Annotated in this window: 15 protein-coding genes, 1 tRNA gene and 1 pseudogene; 4 read left to right on the top strand and 13 right to left on the bottom strand. The window is 72.3% G+C overall.

The genetic code is table 11. The annotated features are described in order from the left end of the window. Positions 1-66: 66 nt before the first annotated feature. On the top strand, positions 67-1,359 hold the full coding sequence (locus tag ACN26Z_RS05495; protein ID WP_093408262.1) for a VWA domain-containing protein: 1,293 nt from the start codon (positions 67-69) through the stop codon (positions 1,357-1,359). Positions 1,360-1,362: 3 nt separating this feature from the next. After that, complete coding sequence (locus ACN26Z_RS05490; protein WP_421460125.1) at positions 1,363-2,154, top strand: peptidase; 792 nt, start codon at positions 1,363-1,365, stop codon at positions 2,152-2,154. A 158-nt stretch (positions 2,155-2,312) separates the two neighbouring features. On the opposite strand, the gene ACN26Z_RS05485 is transcribed toward ACN26Z_RS05490, so the two are convergent. The 13 genes from ACN26Z_RS05485 to ACN26Z_RS05425 form a co-directional block, all read right to left on the bottom strand. Beyond that, positions 2,313-2,942 carry a DUF305 domain-containing protein gene (locus tag ACN26Z_RS05485; RefSeq protein WP_421460124.1) on the bottom strand — a complete coding sequence of 210 codons (630 nt, stop codon included), beginning with the start codon at positions 2,940-2,942 and terminating at the stop codon, positions 2,313-2,315. Positions 2,943-3,020: 78 nt separating this feature from the next. Further along, on the bottom strand, positions 3,021-3,446 hold the full coding sequence (locus tag ACN26Z_RS05480; RefSeq protein WP_421460123.1) for a hypothetical protein: 426 nt from the start codon (positions 3,444-3,446) through the stop codon (positions 3,021-3,023). A gap of 48 nt (positions 3,447-3,494) precedes the next feature. Beyond that, positions 3,495-5,918: a DUF4132 domain-containing protein gene (locus tag ACN26Z_RS05475; protein ID WP_421460122.1), complete on the bottom strand. Its 2,424-nt coding sequence runs from the start codon at positions 5,916-5,918 to the stop codon at positions 3,495-3,497. Further along, positions 5,918-6,313, bottom strand: a complete 396-nt coding sequence (locus tag ACN26Z_RS05470; protein WP_421460120.1) for a hypothetical protein — start codon at positions 6,311-6,313, stop codon at positions 5,918-5,920. The genes ACN26Z_RS05475 and ACN26Z_RS05470 overlap by 1 nt, the downstream gene beginning before the upstream one ends. Before the next feature lie 58 nt (positions 6,314-6,371). Further along, complete coding sequence (locus ACN26Z_RS05465) at positions 6,372-7,826, bottom strand: family 43 glycosylhydrolase (protein ID WP_421460119.1); 1,455 nt, start codon at positions 7,824-7,826, stop codon at positions 6,372-6,374. A 275-nt stretch (positions 7,827-8,101) separates the two neighbouring features. Continuing rightward, on the bottom strand, positions 8,102-8,845 hold the full coding sequence (locus ACN26Z_RS05460; protein WP_421460117.1) for an SDR family NAD(P)-dependent oxidoreductase: 744 nt from the start codon (positions 8,843-8,845) through the stop codon (positions 8,102-8,104). Between the two features lie 50 nt (positions 8,846-8,895). Continuing rightward, positions 8,896-9,603: a class I SAM-dependent methyltransferase gene (locus ACN26Z_RS05455; protein ID WP_421460116.1), complete on the bottom strand. Its 708-nt coding sequence runs from the start codon at positions 9,601-9,603 to the stop codon at positions 8,896-8,898. Between the two features lie 108 nt (positions 9,604-9,711). Then, positions 9,712-9,788: transfer RNA gene (locus tag ACN26Z_RS05450), tRNA-Ala, on the bottom strand. A gap of 263 nt (positions 9,789-10,051) precedes the next feature. Continuing rightward, positions 10,052-10,990 (bottom strand): hypothetical protein, encoded by a 939-nt coding sequence (locus ACN26Z_RS05445; protein WP_421460114.1) that lies wholly within the window; start codon positions 10,988-10,990, stop codon positions 10,052-10,054. Positions 10,991-11,168: 178 nt separating this feature from the next. Beyond that, positions 11,169-11,777 carry a GNAT family N-acetyltransferase gene (locus ACN26Z_RS05440; RefSeq protein WP_170863557.1) on the bottom strand — a complete coding sequence of 203 codons (609 nt, stop codon included), beginning with the start codon at positions 11,775-11,777 and terminating at the stop codon, positions 11,169-11,171. A gap of 61 nt (positions 11,778-11,838) precedes the next feature. Further along, on the bottom strand, positions 11,839-13,152 hold the full coding sequence (gene glp / locus ACN26Z_RS05435; protein ID WP_093408287.1) for a gephyrin-like molybdotransferase Glp: 1,314 nt from the start codon (positions 13,150-13,152) through the stop codon (positions 11,839-11,841). After that, a complete protein-coding gene (locus tag ACN26Z_RS05430) occupies positions 13,149-14,102 on the bottom strand; it encodes a UTP--glucose-1-phosphate uridylyltransferase (protein ID WP_282240107.1) in 954 nt (317 codons plus the stop codon). Before ACN26Z_RS05430 ends, glp begins: the two co-directional genes overlap by 4 nt. A gap of 239 nt (positions 14,103-14,341) precedes the next feature. Continuing rightward, positions 14,342-16,474, bottom strand: a complete 2,133-nt coding sequence (locus tag ACN26Z_RS05425; protein ID WP_282240108.1) for a diguanylate cyclase — start codon at positions 16,472-16,474, stop codon at positions 14,342-14,344. A 91-nt stretch (positions 16,475-16,565) separates the two neighbouring features. On the opposite strand from ACN26Z_RS05425, the gene ACN26Z_RS05420 reads away from it, so the two are divergent. Next, the gene (locus ACN26Z_RS05420; RefSeq protein WP_421460113.1) at positions 16,566-17,222 is read left to right on the top strand and encodes a 5-formyltetrahydrofolate cyclo-ligase; all 657 of its coding nucleotides are present in this window, start codon (positions 16,566-16,568) and stop codon (positions 17,220-17,222) included. Further along, positions 17,179-17,376, top strand: a pseudogene (locus ACN26Z_RS05415) (FmdB family zinc ribbon protein); the annotation flags it as partial. The gene ACN26Z_RS05420 and the pseudogene ACN26Z_RS05415, both read left to right, overlap by 44 nt. Positions 17,377-17,436 lie beyond the last annotated feature (60 nt).

Below are 17,436 nucleotides of genomic sequence, written 5' to 3'. Positions count from 1 at the left end.
CGACCGGCGACCGGCGACCGGCGACCGGATGATCTGTCCTGAGTGGACTTGTCTACACTCCGCTCGGTGATCAACAAGAGATGGTCGTCAGCCGCCCTCCTCGGGCTGCTGACGGCGACGACGCTGGCCGGCCCGGTGCCGGCACTCGCCGACGACCGAGCGGAACCGCCAAGCGAGCCACCCCGGGTCCAGCTCGTCCTGGATGTGAGTGGTTCGATGCGGGCCACCGACATCGACGGACGGAGCCGGATCTCGGTGGCCCAGCAGGCGTTCGGCGAGGTGGTGGACGCCCTACCCGACGAGACCCAGCTGGGCATCCGGGTGCTGGGCGCCACCTATCAGGGCAAGAACAAGCAGCAGGGCTGCCTGGACACCCAGCAGATCGTGCCGGTCGGCCCGGTCGACCGGACGCAGGCCAAGGCCGCCGTGGCGACCCTGCGCCCGACCGGCTTCACTCCGGTCGGGCTCGCCCTGCGCGAGGCCGCCAAGGATCTCGGTGCCGGCACCACCGCACGCCGGATCGTGCTGATCACCGACGGCGAGGACACCTGCGCCCCACCGGATCCCTGCCAGGTGGCCCGGGAACTGGCCGCCAAGGGCACCACGCTGGTGGTGGACACCCTCGGTCTCGCACCGGACGAGAAGGTGCGCCGGCAGTTGCTCTGCATCGCCGCCGCGACCGGCGGTACCTACACGGCCGCGCAGAGCGCCGAGGATCTGACCGACCGGCTGAAGCAACTGGTGGACCGGGCCCGCGACACGTACGCCACCACCCCGGCGAAGGTCGACGGGACGAACGCCTGCCCGGGTGCGCCCCTGCTCTCGCCCGGCGTCTACACCGACCGGGAGAGCTTCTCCGAGCATCGCTGGTACCGGGTGCCGGTACGGCCGGGACAGGAGCTGAGGGCCTCGGTCAGCATCGCGCTCGACCGCCCCGTCAACCCCGATCACGGCGTGCTGCTGCGGGCCACCACGGCGGACGGCCGGGAACTGGTCCGCGGGGTGGACGCCGGCAGCGGACGTACCGACGTGGTCTCCACCGGCCTGCGTTGGTCGGCCGGGGACGACGTCGAGCGGCCCGAGGCCAGCGACCCGACGCCGGAAGCCAGCGCGTCCTCGGCCGTCACCACCGTCTGCCTGGTGGTCAGCAACATGTTCTCACCCCGAGCGGATACCGCCGCGGACCCGGGCATGCCCGTCGAGTTGACCATCGACGTGGTCGCCGCCTCGTCCGCTCCGGACGGGCCGGACCTGGGCCGCGGCTGGGTGCTGCTGCTCCTGCTGACCCTGGCCGGCCTGCTCACCGGGCTCGTCACCGGCCTGCTCACCCGTTGGTGGGTAGCCACCTGGAGGAACTGACAGATGCGTATCCGTTGGGCAACCGCCGCCGCCCTGATCGCCGCCGGTGTCGCCCTGACCCCCGGCACGGCGCTCGCCGCGCCCACCCCCACCCCTTCCCCCGGTGCCGTCACCGTCACCAGGGCCGGCACCTCGTACCTCACCGCCACCCCGGTCGCCGCCGGCCAACCCGTCCGGGTCGCCGCCTCGACGGGTGAACACCTCTACTGGTCGTTCCCAGCCGCCGCGGGTGAGGTCCACGAGATCACCGCGGCGGTCACCCTCGCGCAGAACCGCAACGGCCGATCCACCTGGACCTTGGAGGTCTTCGACGGGCTGCGCCGCCGGCAGGCGTGCACGGCCGGCGCGCAGACGCCGACCGCCGACGCCGCGGCGCGTACCGTCGGCATCAGCTGCACGATGCGGCGGGTGCGCCCCTGGGCCGAACCATGGTCCGGCGACCCACTGCCCGGCACCTACTACGTGCGCCTGGCCGTGGTCGACGTGCCCGAGCCCGACCTCGGCCTGCCGATCGACGTGGACCTGCTGGTCTCGACCACCGACGACGCCGGCAGCTCCGCCGACGACGGCAGGCTGGAGGCGGCACTGGTGCCACCGACAAACGCCGGCACCGTTCTGGACGCCGAACCGACGGTCGCACCGGAGGGCGACGGGGACGACGGCTGGGACCTGAGCCTCACCGGCTGGCTCCCCGAGGCCGGCTCCCGCTGGATCTGGACCACCGCCGGCGGAATGCTGGCCGCGGTCGCGGGCGTGGTCGGATTCGCCCTCACCCGGCGTCCCGCCACCAGATGAGCCCCGCCGGCAGGTCGTGCTGAGGTGCCCACCCGACCTGCCGGCGGTCCCCGCGCATGCGGCCGTTGGCGGCAGCCGATCAGCACCACCGGATCCGGAGGCGTACGGCGGTGCGGATTGGTGCCCGGGCGGCGGGAGCGCCCGGGCACCGGTCGGTGTCACAGCCGGGCGAGGATCTTCCTCATGGTGTCGATCTCGGCCTGCTGCGTGGTGGCGATCCGCTGCGCCAACGCTCTGGCGTCCGGGTTGGCGCCCTGGGCGGACTCCTCCTCGGCCATCGTGACGGCCCCCTCGTGATGGGCGATCATCATGGTGAGGAACTGCCGATCGAACTCGGTCCCGGAGGCTGCCGCGAGGCGGGTCATGTCGGCCTCGGACATCATGCCCGGCATCTCGTGGTCCATCTCGGGCATGCCATGGCCGTCGCCGTTGGCCATCGGCATCGGTGCCCCCCAGGACGTGAGCCAGGCCCGCAGTTGGGCTATCTCGGGCGCCTGAGCGTCCTTGATCTGCGTGGCGAGCTGCTTCACCTCCGGGTCGGACGCACGGGTGGTGGCCAGGTCGGACATCTCGACCGCCTGCTCGTGGTGCGGAATCATCATCTGCGCGAACATCACGTCGGCCGCGTTGCTGGTGGCGGATTCGCCGCTGATCGCGCTGGCGGACGGGTTACCCGGCATGTCGTGGCCAGCGCCGGCCGGATGGTCGGAGCCGCAGCCGGCAAGACCGATCGCCACGCTGAGGCTCACGCCGGCCCAGACGGCACGGCGTGTACGGGTGCGATTCATGGTTGACAGGGCCTTTCGGAGTCGGGGGACAGAAGCGGGTCGGCGCGGCCACCCACCAGGGGTGACCGCTGGTCGCTCCTATATCCGCAGTACCGACACAGCGGCCGTGGTCAGGCCGATCAGGCGAAAGGCGGGCGGGGCACGGCCGCCCAGGGCTCGGGTGAGCCGACGGTCCCGTGGCAGCACACTGCGCGTACGCCGAAGGTGGCGGACAGCGAGCGCGACGGCGAGCGCGAAGCCGGCGACGATCGCCACGCAGACCGCCCAGCCTGAGGGGTGGCCGTGCCCCGGCTCCTCGATGGGGTGAGCGGCCGGTGCCACGCACTGCTCGGTGTGGCAGCCATCGACGTGACTTGGCAAGGTCGGTGCGGCATGGCTGCCGTGGCCGGGCGCGCCGAGGGCGGGATCGTGGCCCAGGCTGTGCATCACGGCCAGCCCGAACAGGGTGCACGCCAGCAGCACGAACCGGAGCCATCGCCCGTTGGTTGCCGCCTCGCCGCGCACTCGATCACGATATCGCGCGGCAAACCACCAGCACCGCTTTCCCGGCGGCTACCCGGCCGGTCTGATCTGGCGGGTGATCGACACGTCCGTGATCTCGGCGTCCCTGGCCAGCAGCATCGCCTTGCTGAGGATGACCGCGAGCAGGCCGTCCCCCTCGAACGGCAGGAACTGCTGCTCCCCGGTCCGGCCCGCGCCCCGGTCCGGCACGATGCAGAGGTACTCGTCGTTCGGGCTCATCAGGATGTTGCCCGACCCCAGGTGGATCCGGTACGTGCGCAGGTCACCGTCGACCACCAGGAAGCGGCCGTCGATGCGGGCCCGCTGGCCCACCGCCAGTCGGGGCAGCAGCCGGGCCAGCAACTCGCGCCGGGTCTCGGCGGTGGCGGACAACTCCCCGAAGCTGTACGACGACCAGTAGTCCCGGAAACGGCCCTGCGGGCCGCCGTCCGACCAGGTCGGGTCGTTGCCGACACTGGCCACCCCGACGAAGAGATCGACGTCTCGCATGATCTCGCTGAACACCAGTGGCGGAATCCGGTCGAGCGGCAGGGGGTCCCCGGGTCGCGCGTCCGTCCACCGCTGCGCCGAGTAGCCGCCGCCGGAGGCGTGCGACCAGTTCTGCGCGGCGGCGATCGGGTAGAAGCGCACCTGGTCGGTGACGAGCCGCAGGTACGACCCGCTGTCGGTGGTGTCGGCCGTCCAGTCGTCGCCGATCCCCTCCACCCAGTACTCGGCCCGCAGCCCCCACCCGGGCAACTCCCGCGCGGTCGGCGGGTAGGAGTCGTCGACCATCAACCGCAGCCGGTCCGTCCAGCCCCGGACCGCGGCCAGGGCGTGGAACTGGTGCTGACGCAGGATGTGCCCGGCGAACCGGTTCGAGTACGTCCCGGTGGTCTCCTCGGCCGGCGTCAGCAGGTAGACCTCCCGATGTGCCTGCTTGAACGGCTGGACGATCCGGTGCCGTTCCAACCACTCCCGCCAACCGACCACCTCCGGCACCGGCCGACCGATCGGGTGCCAGATCCGCACCTCGGCGTCGTCGCCAGCGGACACCGGAGTGTCGTCCACGGTGCGCAGCGCACCGTCAGCCCAACCGCAGGGCACTCCGTCGACCTGCCAGAGCAACCGACGGGCCAGTGCGCCGACCAACGGATGATCGAGGTAGCGCTGCCGCCATACGGCCAGCGTCCAGCTGCGCTGGGCCAGGAAGAGCCGGTCCAGCCGGGCCACCTGGGCGGTCAGCATGCCGGTGATCTCCTTGGCCAGGCCCTTCAGGTCGGCCAACTCCGCCGCGTGGTCCCGGCGTACCGCCGCCGGTGGGCTCTTCACCTGCCGGCCGGCCTCCGTGTACCAGACCAGGGCTACGCCGGTGGAGACGATCGACAGATCCGCCCGACAACCGCCCAGGGGCACCTCGTGCCGCCCCACCCCGGTCAGGCCGTAGTCCGGAACGGCCAGCTCCTCGATCTCGTCCCGGCTGATGCCGAGGGCTGCGGCACGAGCGTCGAGCGCCTTGTCGATCTCCTTGCGGGTGCCCTTGTAGGTGACCCGGGCCGACAGCCGGGCGAGCTGCGCCAGCGCTGGCTCGCCGTCGAGCCGCCCGAGCACCCCGACCGCCGCGTTTGCCACCTTCGGGCAGGCCGGCCCGACGCCGGGCAGGCGACGCAGCATCGCCTCGACCAGACCGCCGACGCGGCGTACCTGTTCCGGTGTCGGTCCGGTCCGCTCGACCAGCCAGAGCAGGCCACGCAGCAGGTCGGCGTTGACCGAGGTCGGCTGTTGGTGCGGGGCGCGGGCGGCGGTGGCCAGCCATCGGTCGAGGAGCTGACCGGCCTCCCCCAGGTCGACCTCGGCGAGCAGTCGGGTCGCCTCGGCCGACCAGCCGGCGCTCGGTCGGGGCATGGTGGCGGTGCTGGCGTGGGCGACCAACTGCCGCCACGGCGGGTCGAGGGTGGGTAGTTCGGTGAGGATCTGCCGGGCCCAGGGGTCGTCCGGGTCGAGACGTGGCCCGGCCACCTCGGCGATGAACTGCCGCAGGCGCTGGCTCTCGTCGGACCGGTCGACAAGCGCCTCCATCAGGTCGGCGGGGATCGGGCCGGTGGCGGCCAGGCCCCGGGCCACCGTCTCCAGTGCGGTCGGTGACAACGCGTACGGCTCCTCGACGGCGAACGCGGCGAGCTCCTGGAGCTGCTCCGGTGCCAGCTCGGTGGGCAACCGGCGGGACAGCTGGCCGATCAGGTCGCGCGGCGGCCAGAAGTGCTTACCGTCCTGCCGCAGGCGGGCGGCCATGGCCAGCACCAGACGCGCCACGTCCGGACGGGGCAGTGCGCGCAGTGCGGCGCGTACCTCGGGGTTGTCGCGGCAGAGTCGGGCATGCGCGTGCAGGTGCCCCGCCAGTTTGTCCAGGTCGTTCGCGGCAACCAGCTCGCGGGCCCGGTCGGCGTACCAGACGGGTTCGGTGGTGGTGGTCATCAGCCGCCCACCAGCGGGACGAGCTTGAGGAAGGTGACCTCGGTGTCGCGACGCAGATCGACCTCGTCGTCCAGTTCCTCGACCTGCCGGTCGCCGACCAGCACCACGAAACCGTTGCCGCGGAACGCCTGCTCGGCGAGGGCGATCTGCCGCTGCGGGTCGACGCGGCGTCGAGGCTGCTCGCCCCGGTCGCCGTTGAGGGCCCGTTCGGTCGAGGTTGGCCGCACCAGCAGCCGGCGCGGCTCCGGACTGGCCGCGTTGTGCTCGGCCACCTCCTGGTGGATCCGCCGGCGGATCAGCTCACGAAGCGTCAACCGCTCCTCGAAGATCTGCAAGGCCCACGCGGGAGTCCGAGCACCCGCGGTGCTCTCGTCCACAAAGGTCACCGTCGCCATGTCGCGAGAGTTTAGGTACGCCCTCCGACAGGAAGACTTCGGCACGGGCCGCGACTGGCTACTCCAGGGCGAAGGTGGCCGACGCGCGTCCGGCCGCGTCCGGTACCGCCTCCAGGTAGAGCAGGCCGTCGCGGTGACGGACGTACTGGCCGGGGAAGTTCACCGACTCCAGGGACAGCTTCGTGGCGTCGGCGAGCCCGGCCCTCCGGGTGAAGGTGGCGTCCTGACGGAAGAGATTCGATCCGTCGTTGCGTTCCACCCAGATCTGGTGGTTCCGGTGCCGTAGGAAGTAGCCGGGATAGTTGGTCGACTCCAACGAGATCGCCGTGGAGTTCGACAGTCCGGCGACGATCCGGAACTGCGAGTCGGCCAGGTTTGTCACGTCCGGCTCCAGCCGGACCCGGAACTCCCAGTGCCGCAGGTAGCGATCGGGCAGGTCGTGGGCGCGCAGCCGGACCGGGCTCAGTCCGTCCGGCACCGGTACGCCGAAGTTCGGGGTGCCGTCGGCGTTCCAGTAGACCCGCTGGATCCGGGTCCGCCGGTTCGGGTCGTTGAGCGGGTCGTAGCCGTTGCCGAGGTACCGCTCGTAGTTGCGGGAGTGGTAGACGATCACGTCGCTGCCGTCCTCGGCGACGGTGAACGAGTTGTGCCCCGGGCCGTACTGGCCGGTCCGGCTGTCGCTGGCCAGCAGCGGTGTGGCCCGTTTGGTCCAGGACGCCGGGTTCAGCAGATCACTGTTCGCCGAGGCGGTGAGCAGCCCGACGGCGTAGCTGGCGTCGGTGGCGCTCGCCGAGTAGGTCATGAAGACCCGGCCGTTGCGGATCAGCACCGCCGGTCCCTCGTTCACCCGGTAACCCCGGGTCTCCCAGGCGTACGTCGGGCTGGCGATCAGAGTCGGGGTGCCCGCGTACGTCCAGGGGTTGACGGCTCGGGCGAGGTAGATGTTCGAGTTGTTGCCGGCGTACTCCGCCCAGGCCAGGTAGCGCTGGCCGTGGTGCACGAAGGTGGTGGCATCGAGGGAGAAGCTGCTGCGCGCCGGCTGGAGTTGGCCACGCTCTGTCCACGGGCCGTCGAGCGGGTTCGCGGCGCTGCTCTCCAAGACGTACGGCCGGATGGCCCAGATGTCGTCGGTGCGGCCGGCGGCGAAGTAGACGTACCACCGGCCGTCGATGAAGTGGATCTCCGGTGCCCAGATGTGCGCGCCCATTTCGCCGCTGGCGTGCCGACGCCAGATCACCCGCTCGGTCGCGGTGGCGAGCCCCTGAAGGGTGGTGGCGCGGCGCAGCACGATCCGGTCGTACTCAGGCACCGTGGCCGTGAAGTAGTAGTAGCCGTCGGTGTGCCGGTAGATGTGCGGATCGGCACGCTGCTCGGCCAACGGGTTGGTGAATGTGACGGCGGCGGCCCGCGCCGGGACGGCCGGCCCCGCCAAGGAGCTGATCGCCGCCATCACCAGGGCGGCGGTCACCGCTAACCAGCTGCGGTACGTGAGCTTCCGACGCGCCATCGCCATCGCCCTCCCGCCGACCGCGGGCCGGTCATCCGGGACGGGCACGGTCCCCGTCCGACCGTGCCCGCCGTGCCCGCTACCTCATTGATAGCGTTAACATTTATCAACGTCAAGGCAATGACATGTATCTGAATCCTGGCCGTAACGCATTGACGGCGGCAAACACCGTCGCCCGCCCGACCGCACCGAAGGGTTCGGGCCTGCGCGCGGGGCAGGATGGCCGAGCGGCACCGCCGACGCCGTGGCGGGTAGCCACCCAGCCCGTGACGGCAGGCCGCTCAAGCGGTCGCGCCGCCGTCGATGGCGATCGAAGCGCCGGTGATGTGCCGTCCGCCGTCGCCGACCAGGTGACTGACCGTGGCCGCCACGTCGGCCGGCGCCGCGTACCGACCGAGAGCGATGTGCGACCGCTGGGCGTGCGCGCCGACACTGTCCGCCGGGTTCATGTCGGTGTCGGTCGAGCCGGGCAGGATCAGGTTGACCGTGATCCCGCGCGGCCCGAGTTCCCGGGCCAGCGCCCGGGTCAGCCCGTTTACCGCGCTCTTGGTCATCGCGTACGCGCTGACCCCGGGCGCCGGGACGCGGCTGGCGAAGCTGCTGCCGATGTTGACGATCCGGCCCCCGTCGCCCAGGTGGCGCACCGCCGCCTGGGTGGCCAGGTAGACCCCGCGTACATTGACCGCGACAGCTCGATCGAGGTCGTCGAAGCTGACCGACTCGATCGGCCCGCCCGCGAACACCCCGGCGTTGTTCACCAGGATGTCCAGCCGCCCCAACTCGGCGACGGTCTGCTCCACGGCACCGACGACCGCCGCCGGATCCGCGCTGTCCGCACGGACCGGCAGGCCCGTACGCCCGTACGCCTCGATGTCGGCCAGCACGGATTTCGCGCTGTCCCCCGCGGTGCGGTAGGTGAATGCGACATCGATGCCGTCAGCGGCGAGCCGCCGCGCGACGGCGGCACCGATACCCCGGCTGCCACCCGTGACCAGCGCGACCCTGTTGCCACATTGGACCGTCATGCCGGCAATCCTGACAGTTCACTCAGGACAGCGGCGAGGTGGGGCCGTGCTCAGAACGGGTGAAACCGCTCGAAGGGCGGTTCCACCAGCGCCTCGGGCAGCCGGATGGCCCGGCAACGGGGCACCAGTTCCGCCGTCGGGTCGTCGCCGATGTGGCGCAGCGTTCCGTCGGCGAAAGCGTCGGGAATCGCGGTCCAGCCCAGGTTCTTCTCGTAGTACCGCACGGCGGTGCGCACCGACGGCGTCCAGTCGTCATCCAGCACGATCAGACCGCCCGGCCGGACGATCTTGCGCAGGAAGTAGAGATCCACGAAGACCTCGTGAAAACGGTGGCTGCCGTCCACGAACGCCGCATCGACGACCAGACCGTCGGTGACGAGTTCCGGAAGCGCGATCGAGGACCATTCGCGTATCAGTCGCACGGTGGAGTCCAGACCGGCGGCGCACAGCAGCTCCCAGCCGACATTCGCGTACGCCGGCTCCTGAAAGGGATCGACAACGATGTGCCGGGGATGCGGCGGGTCAATCGTGACCAGCGCCTCCCCGATCGCGAGAGCGGAGCTGGCGTACGCGAGCCCGACCTCGACGAGAGCCTCGACCCGATCAGAGATCAACAGGTCACGGAGCAGGTCACAGTCCCGTTCCGGCAGGGTGACCGTCTCGAAGTCCCGCTCATGATCTCGGGTCCACGGCGGACCGTACTGCGCGAGCTGGCGGCGCACCCTGCGAACCCGTGCTGCCCGGTCGTCATCCTGCATCCCGCCAGTCTGAACCAGCTTGGGCTCCCCAGCCGTGATCAGCTGCCGGACAAAGACGAAGGGCAGGTGCTCGATTTCCGAGGACCCGCCCTTTGTCTACTGCTTCGGTGGTGGAGCTGAGGGGATTTGAACCCCTGACCCCCTCGATGCGAACGAGGTGCGCTACCGGTCTGCGCCACAGCCCCTCCGCCGGCCAACCGGCGTCGGTCCCACCCGGCTGTCACCGGGCGGGCCGGCGACAAGGCTAACAGGTCGAGCGCTTCCGCCGCGAACCACCCCACCCACCCGGCCTCGCAAGATCCGCCACTGCCGTCCACGCTATCGCCGTCGGCGATCCGTCCATGCCATCAGCAGTTTCCCCGATAGTGCAGCCTTCGGCCCGGTTGAGGCAGCGTCTTCCCCGAACTTGTCGCCTCGCCCGATCGAGGGGTTCGCGCGTGGGGCGGGGTCAGGCGCTGTGGGAGCCGGGGCCGGCCTCGTAGGGGCGGCCCCGCAGGCCACCGGCACGACGGTAGGACACCGAGCCGCCGCCGTTGGCTGCCTGCGGGAGGTCGGCCGGGCGGTCCAGGCCCATCGCGCTGCGCCGGACGGACTCCCGCTGGGCCGCCAGGCGGCGCTGCGCCTCCCGGCGGGCAGCCGACCGGCGCGCCTGCTCCCGGCGTACCTCGGCCTGGCGGGCGGCCAGCCAGGCGGCCTCGCGGGCCAGGGCCCGGCGTCGGCGGCGGTCAGCCACCGCGCGGGCGCGCAGGTGGACGACGTACACGATCAGCAGGGTGGCGGTGACCGCGAAGCTGATCCAGAAGCCGGGGCCCACGACCAGCACGCCGACCAACTCGACGGCGTTGAGCAGCACCAGCGCGGCCAGCACCCGGCGGCGGCGGTAGATGGCCGGGGTGTGGTGGTGCCGCCGGTCGGGGCGGCGGCGGGACCGGCCCCCACCCGCCGGTACGGCACGCAACCGGCTCGGCCGACCGGAACGTCGGGGCAGCGCCCGCCCGGCCGCCCCACCCCGCGCTGCCTCATCGGTGCGGCCATCACCTGCGTCATCAGCGGGACGTGAGCGCGGTACCCGGCCGGGTGCCTCACCCGAACGAGGCGGGGTGGGAACCGCGCGCCGCAGGGCGGCCGGGCCGGAGACCGGGGTGGCCAGCTCTCCCGAGTCGGGATCCTCGCTGAGCGTGATCACCAGGGCACGGGACGGGTTGACCGGTCGCCGGCCGGGGACAGTGCGACGGCGTCGGCGGCGCTGGAGCACCCGCGCCGTCGACTGCGCCCGCTCCGCCACCAGCCGCTCGGCGGCGTCGTACCGGCGGACCAACGCCGGCGCGAGGGCGAGCAGCCCGGCGGCGGCGAGGACGGCGAGGAGCACCGAGGTCGGCACCCTCACCCCTCCCGTCACCAGATTCGGAGCAAGCGCCGACCGGCCGCAGGATCTTTCACCGATCGGCATCGGCGACGTGAATCGTGCGGGGCGGGCAGCGCCTGCCGCAGCTTGCAGTTACCTGAGGTTACGGGTCACCGTCGCCGGAACCGCCGCGCCGCGCCGATCCCGCACGTGGGACGGCTCACGGGGTACGGGCGCGCAGCCGGTGCCACCGGGCCAGCAGGCCGCCCTCGGCGGCGATCTCCTCGCTGGTCATCGCGTAGCCGATGTGATCGCGCCAGGCACCGTCGATGTGCATGTAGCGCGCATGGTACGCCTCCTCGCGGAAGCCCAGCTTCTCCACCACCCGACGGGACGGGCGGTTCTCCGGGCGGATGTTGACCTCGATCCGGTGCAGACCGCCGGAGCCAAACGCGTGGTCGACGGCGAGCGCCAGCGCGGTGGGGATGACCCCTCGCCCGGCGACCCGCCGGTCCACCCAGTAGCCGACGTACCCGGAGCAGAAGGCCCGACGCACGATGTTGCCCACGTTGATGTGACCGACCAGCCGCTCCACGCCGTCCTCTTGAAGGCAGACTGCGAACGGCATCCCCTCGCCGGTACGCCCCGAGCGTCGCAGGTCGCGATAGACCCAGCGGAACGTCGCCGGAGAGTTCAGGTCGTCCCAGTCACCGGGTACCGACGACTCCCAGGGGGCCAGCCACTCCCGGTTGGCCCGGCGCACCTGCGACCAGGCCGCCGCGTCCGACCGCCGGTACGGCCGCAGCAGCACCGGGCCGTCGGAGAGCACGGCCGGCCAGCCAGGCGCCCGTCGGAACACCGAACCTCCACTCCCGAGCGTCACCGGCGGGTCACCGGCGGCGGTCCAGCAGCAACACGTCGACGGTGGAGCCGGCGGCGGCGGCGGTCACCCGCTCGCCGAGAACGAGAAGTCCGTTCGCCTCTGCCAGGCCGGAGAGCGTGAACGGGCCGCCATTGAGCGGCTGAACAGTGTAACCCCCACCACGCCGCTCAGCGACGTGCGCGGGCCGGAACTCGCGTAGCCCGGCCGGCGAGGAGACGGTCTCCAGCAGGTGCGCCCGTACGCTGGGACGGAAGACCGGCTCGGCGCCGGCCAGCAGGTTGATCGCGGGCCGGGCCAGCACCTCGAAGCCGATCATCGCGGCCCCCGGGTCGCCGGGCAGACACACCACCGGCACCTCCTCGGCACCGACAGTGCCGAACCCGAGGGCGGTACCGGGATAGAGCGCCACGTCGGTGAAGGTGACCGGACCGGCGCGGCTGCCCTCCCGGCGCGACAGGATCCGACGGACCATGTCGCCCGGCCCGGTGCCGGTGCCGCCGGTCGTGATGATCAGGTCGGCCCGCAGGGTCTGGTCCTCCAGCAGCCCACGCAGCCCCTCCGGGTCGTCGTCACAGATGCCCACCCGGTAGGCCAGCGCCCCCACCTCCGCCGCCGCGGCGGTCAGGGCGTGTGAGTTGGCGTCCACGACCTGGCCGGGCTGGCTGGCCCGACCCACGTCGACAAGCTCGTCGCCGGTGGCCACGATCACCACCCGCGGGCTCGGACGCACCACCACATGGCCGATGCCGGTCGCGGCGAGCACCGCCACCAGGGCCGGCGAGACGTAGGTCCCGGAGCGGGCGAGCAGCGCGCCGGCGGCCACCTCCTCGCCCGTCCGACGGACCCCGTACCCCCGCTTCGGAACCCGGAAGATCTCCACCGCCGCCATGCCCTGGTCGGTCCACTCCACCGGGACGACCACGTCAGCGCCGATCGGCAACGGCGCCCCGGCCGCCACCGAGAAACACGAACCCGGGGTGAGTCGGACCGGCCGCCAGCTCGCCGCGCCGAGATCACCTACGACATTGAGCCGTACGGTGCGACCGCCCGGCCGACTCGACTGGGCCGGGACGTACCCCACGCCCCGGCCCCCGCCCGAGATGTCCTCCCAGCGCGCGGCGTACCCGTCGACGGCCGCCTGGTCGAAGGCCGGGAACGAGTGCGGGGCGACGACGTCCTCGGCGAGGACGTTGCCGTACGCCTGGGTGAGGTCGAGGTCGAGCGGAGGCAGCGCGCGCAACCTGCGCAGCACGCTGCCCAGGTAGTCGGCGAGCGGCGTCAACCCGTTTTCGGCCGCCTCGGCGTCGGCCGTCGCGGTCATGTATTCGGACCGCCCGACGCGTCGGAGTTGACGAACTCGGCCAGCCACTTGCGGAACTCGCTACCCAGGTCCTCGCGGTCGGCGGCGATCTGGACCACGGTCTGCAGGTAGCCCAGCGGCATGCCGGTGTCGTAACGGATGCCGCGGTAGACGATCGCGTGCACCGGTGTGCCCTCGGTACGCAGGATCTCCATTGCATCGGTCAGTTGGATCTCACCGCCGCTGCCGGGCTGCGTCCGCCGGATGGCGTCGAAGATCTTGCCGGGCAGCACGTACCGGCCGAGCACGGCGAGGTTGCTCGGCGCGTCCTCCGGCTTCGGCTTCTCCACCATGCCGGTCACCTTCACGACCTCACCGATGTCGGTCAGCTCGGCCTCGGCCGGCTCGACGGAGGCGATCCCGTACCGCTTCGTCTCCGCCGGGTCGACCTCGAAGAAGGCGAGCACCACCCCGCCCGTACGCGCCTGGAGTTCCAGCATCGCGGGCAGCAGCGGCTCGCTGAGGTTTACGAACTCGTCGCCGAGCAGCACCGCGAAGGGCTCGTCGCCGACGTGCGACTCGGCGTACCCGACGGCGTGCCCGAGACCCAACTGCTCCGGCTGGCGGCAGGTGTAGATGGACGCCAGTTCCTCGGTGCGCTTGACGGCGGCGAGCAGGTCGGGCTTTTCCGCGAGCCGTTCCTCCAGGTCGGGGCGACGGTCGAAATGGTCCACCATCGACGTCTTGCCTCGGCCGGTGATCAGCAGCACGTCACCGATGCCGGCCTGGGCGGCTTCTTCGACGATGTACTGCAACACCGGACGGTCGACCACCGGCAGCAGTTCCTTGGGCACGGCCTTGGTGGCCGGCAGGAACCGGGTGGCCAGGCCGGCGGCCGGGATTACGGCCTTGACGGCACGGGGACGGCCGGTGGCGGTGGCCGCTGAGGGGTTCGCTGAGTGCTCCGACATGTCGCGAGACTATCGGCCATGGCCCTGCCTCGGCGGGTGAGGACCAGAAGACGCGCCGCCCGCCGGACCGGTTCTGCCGGTGCCGATGACCCCCGGTCCGGCCGGCGGAGCGCCGGTGACCGGCCCCGCCCCGACCGATCTCAGGCCCAGCCGACGGATCGTCGCCGACAGGTGCGGGCCCGGCCCGAGTAACCGACGCCGACAGGTCCGGGCCCAGCCCGATGATCGTCGCCGGCAGGTCAGGACCCGGTCGACGGGTCGCTGGCGGCGACCGGCATGTCGGGCCCTGCCCGGGGCAGTCCGTCGACGGGGCTGCGGGCCGCCGCCGGCACCGGTACCTCACGGGTCGGCGACGGCTCCCGGGCCGGTGCCAGTCGCCAGGTGTCCCGGCTGGCGGTCTTCGCGGCGTACAGCGCCTCGTCCGCCGCCGCCAACACCTGCGGGCCGGTGTCGGCGTGATCGGGGAAGACGCCGATGCCGATGGAGACGGTCACCGGGATCAATTCGCGGACACCGGCGTGCCCCACCGCCGTCACCGGGGTGTCCCGCACGGCCGCGCCGAGCCGTTCGGCGACGATTGTCGCGCCCCGGGCGTCGGTCTCCGGCAGCAGCACCACGAACTCCTCGCCGCCTCGGCGGAAGGCCAGGTCCACCTCGCGGATCTCGCCGCGTACCCGCCGGGCGAACTCGGCAAGCACGGTGTCCCCGGCCGCGTGCCCGTACGTGTCGTTGACCCTCTTGAACCGGTCCAGGTCGAGGGCGAGCACGCTGACCATTCGGCCGAACCGGCTGGCCCGTTCCACTTCCCGGCGCAGCGACTCCCGCAGGTACCGGTAGTTCCACAACCCGGTCAACGGATCGGTGAGCGACAGTCGTTGCGCCTCCTCGTGTACGCGTACGTTGTCCACGGCGACCGCCGCGTGCCGGGCGAAGGTGCGCAGGGTGGTCAGGTCGTCGTCGTCGAACTCCTCCCCGCCCAGGCGGTCGTAGAGGGCCAGCACACCCAGCACCACCTCCGCCGGTCGATCCGGCGCGTCGGCCACCGGGGCCACACCCGGTGCGTCGCCGGTCGCGTCGGGGGCGGCGAACGGCACCGCGATGTACGTCCGGCAGCGCGGCTCGTCCGGTGCGACGCCTGTCGATTCCAGCCGACCTCGCCGGGGCTGACCGGTCGCGGCGACCGCGCCGACCACCCCGCTGCCCAGCGGCACCCGCATCGGCGCGGCACCGGGCCCACTGTCGTCGAGGCCGGCGCTGCACCGGGCGACGAGTTGCTCACCCTGCTCGGTGAGCAGGACGGCACCGGCCCGGGCCCCGGTCGCGGCGAGCGCGCTGTGCAGGATCACCCGCAGGATCCGGGGCAGGTCATGGGTGCTGGCCAGGGTGTCGCCGAGTACGGCAAGGTGGCCGCGCAGCTGGTCCCGGCTGCTGGCCAACGCCGCCAGGTAGCCACCCGTCTCGCGGGTCATCCGATTGAAGGCGACGGCCAGCCGACCGATCTCGTCGCCGCTGCGTACCGGCACCCGGGCGGTGAGATCGCCGGTGGCGACCCGGTCCGCCGCACCGGCCAGTTCCACAAGCGGCCGGGTGGTGACCCGGGCCAGCCGCCAGGCCACGGCCACCCCCAGCAGGGCAGCCATCAGCACCACGGTGACCAGCACCGCGTGCAGGCCGGGCGGCTGGTCACTGGGCACCGAGAGCACCAGGGGCAGCGGCTGCCCCACGGTCGGGCCAGCACGGCGCACGTACCGACCGTCGGTGGTGCCGGTGACCTGCTCGTCGCGCAGGGAGGCCGCAGCGGCGAGCACCGCGTCCCGACCGGTGCCGGACTCGGTGGTGTGGGCCACCTGGATGGGGGCGAGCCCGTCGAGCAGGGTCACCGCCACCCCGGTCGCCGCAGCGAGCCGCGCGACGAAGGCGGGATCGATCGGGAGGGCGGCGGCGACCGTACCCAGTGCCGAGCCGGCGGCGTCACGCAGCTGCACCCGCGCCACGAGGGCGCTCACCGGGCCGCCGGGCGCGGCGCGCGCCGTGCAGTCCCGCCAGGGGGCCGGGGGCGGGTCGGGGGTGGCGTAGCTGACCCGGCCGGTCACGTCGGTGACGAGCACCGCGGCGGCCAGGCCACGACTCACCACCTGAGCAGCGGTTCCGGCGTGGTCGGCGGTGACGGCGACCGCGTCGGCGGCGGCGCGTAGCTGCTGGCAGAGGGCGTCGATCGAGGTACGGACGGCCGTTGCGGCCACCGCCAGCCGCTCGGTGGCACGGCTGCGGTCGACCGCCGCTACGGTGGAGGCGACGAAGACGGCACCGAGCAGGACCGGGCCGAGCGCCACCGCCAGGAAGGCTGCGGTCAACCGCCCGCGTAGCGTCAACGCTTCCCCTTCCCCCCGGAAGTTGCGCGACCGATACCTGCGATGCTGACACAGAGCGACGACGGGACGAGCGTTGCGTGAGGAGTGTTGCGTGCCGGAATTTGCTGAAGGAGCGGAAGTGGCGCATGACGCGAAGCGCGTCGCGCGAGTCGGGCTGCTCGCGCAACGTCGCGCCCGCACCGAAGACGAGCGCGCGGCCGCTGCGGCGCGCGTCCAAGCCGAGCTGACCTTCCTGGTACGCCGGCTGCGGCCGGGCCGGGTGGCCGCGTACGCCCCGGTCGGTGCGGAACCGGGTGGGCCGGAGCTGCCGACGCTGCTCGCCGACGCGTTGCCCGCCGGGGCGGATCTGCTGCTGCCGGTGCTCCGCGACGATCTCGACCTGGACTGGGCCGCCTGGGACGGGCCGCAGGCGATGGTCGCCGCCGGGCGGGGCATCCGCGAGCCGGTCGGGCGCCGGCTGGGCGTCGCGGCCGTCGCCACCGCCGACCTGGTGGTGGTGCCGGCGCTGGCGGTGGACCGACGGGGGGTCCGCCTGGGTCGCGGCGGCGGGTCGTACGACCGCGCCCTGGCGCGGGTGCCGGCGACCGCCCTCACGGTGACGCCGCTGTACGACGGCGAGCTGCTTGCCGAGGTGCCGGCCGAGCCGCACGACCTGCCGGTACGGGCGGTGGTCACGCCGACCCACGGCCTGCTGACCCTCTCGGGTGTCGTGCCCCACACTTCCGCTGGACGAATCGGGGGGCGATGACGCACCATTGGCACTCGAATACGTCGAGTGCCAATCGGCCGTGCCAGATCCGGAGGAGAACGTGCCCACGTACCAGTACGCCTGCACCGCGTGCGGTCACCAGCTCGAGGCGGTGCAGTCCTTCTCTGACGAGCCGCTGACCGACTGCCCGGCGTGCGAGGGACGACTGCGCAAGCTGTTCAACTCGGTCGGCATCGTCTTCAAGGGCTCGGGT

The organism is Verrucosispora sp. WMMD703, assembly GCF_049178935.1.
Taxonomy (GTDB): Bacteria; Actinomycetota; Actinomycetes; order Mycobacteriales; family Micromonosporaceae; genus Micromonospora; species Micromonospora sediminimaris.
The sequence above is the reverse complement of the archived record's forward strand: the minus strand, read 5'-3'. Positions and strand labels throughout refer to the sequence as shown.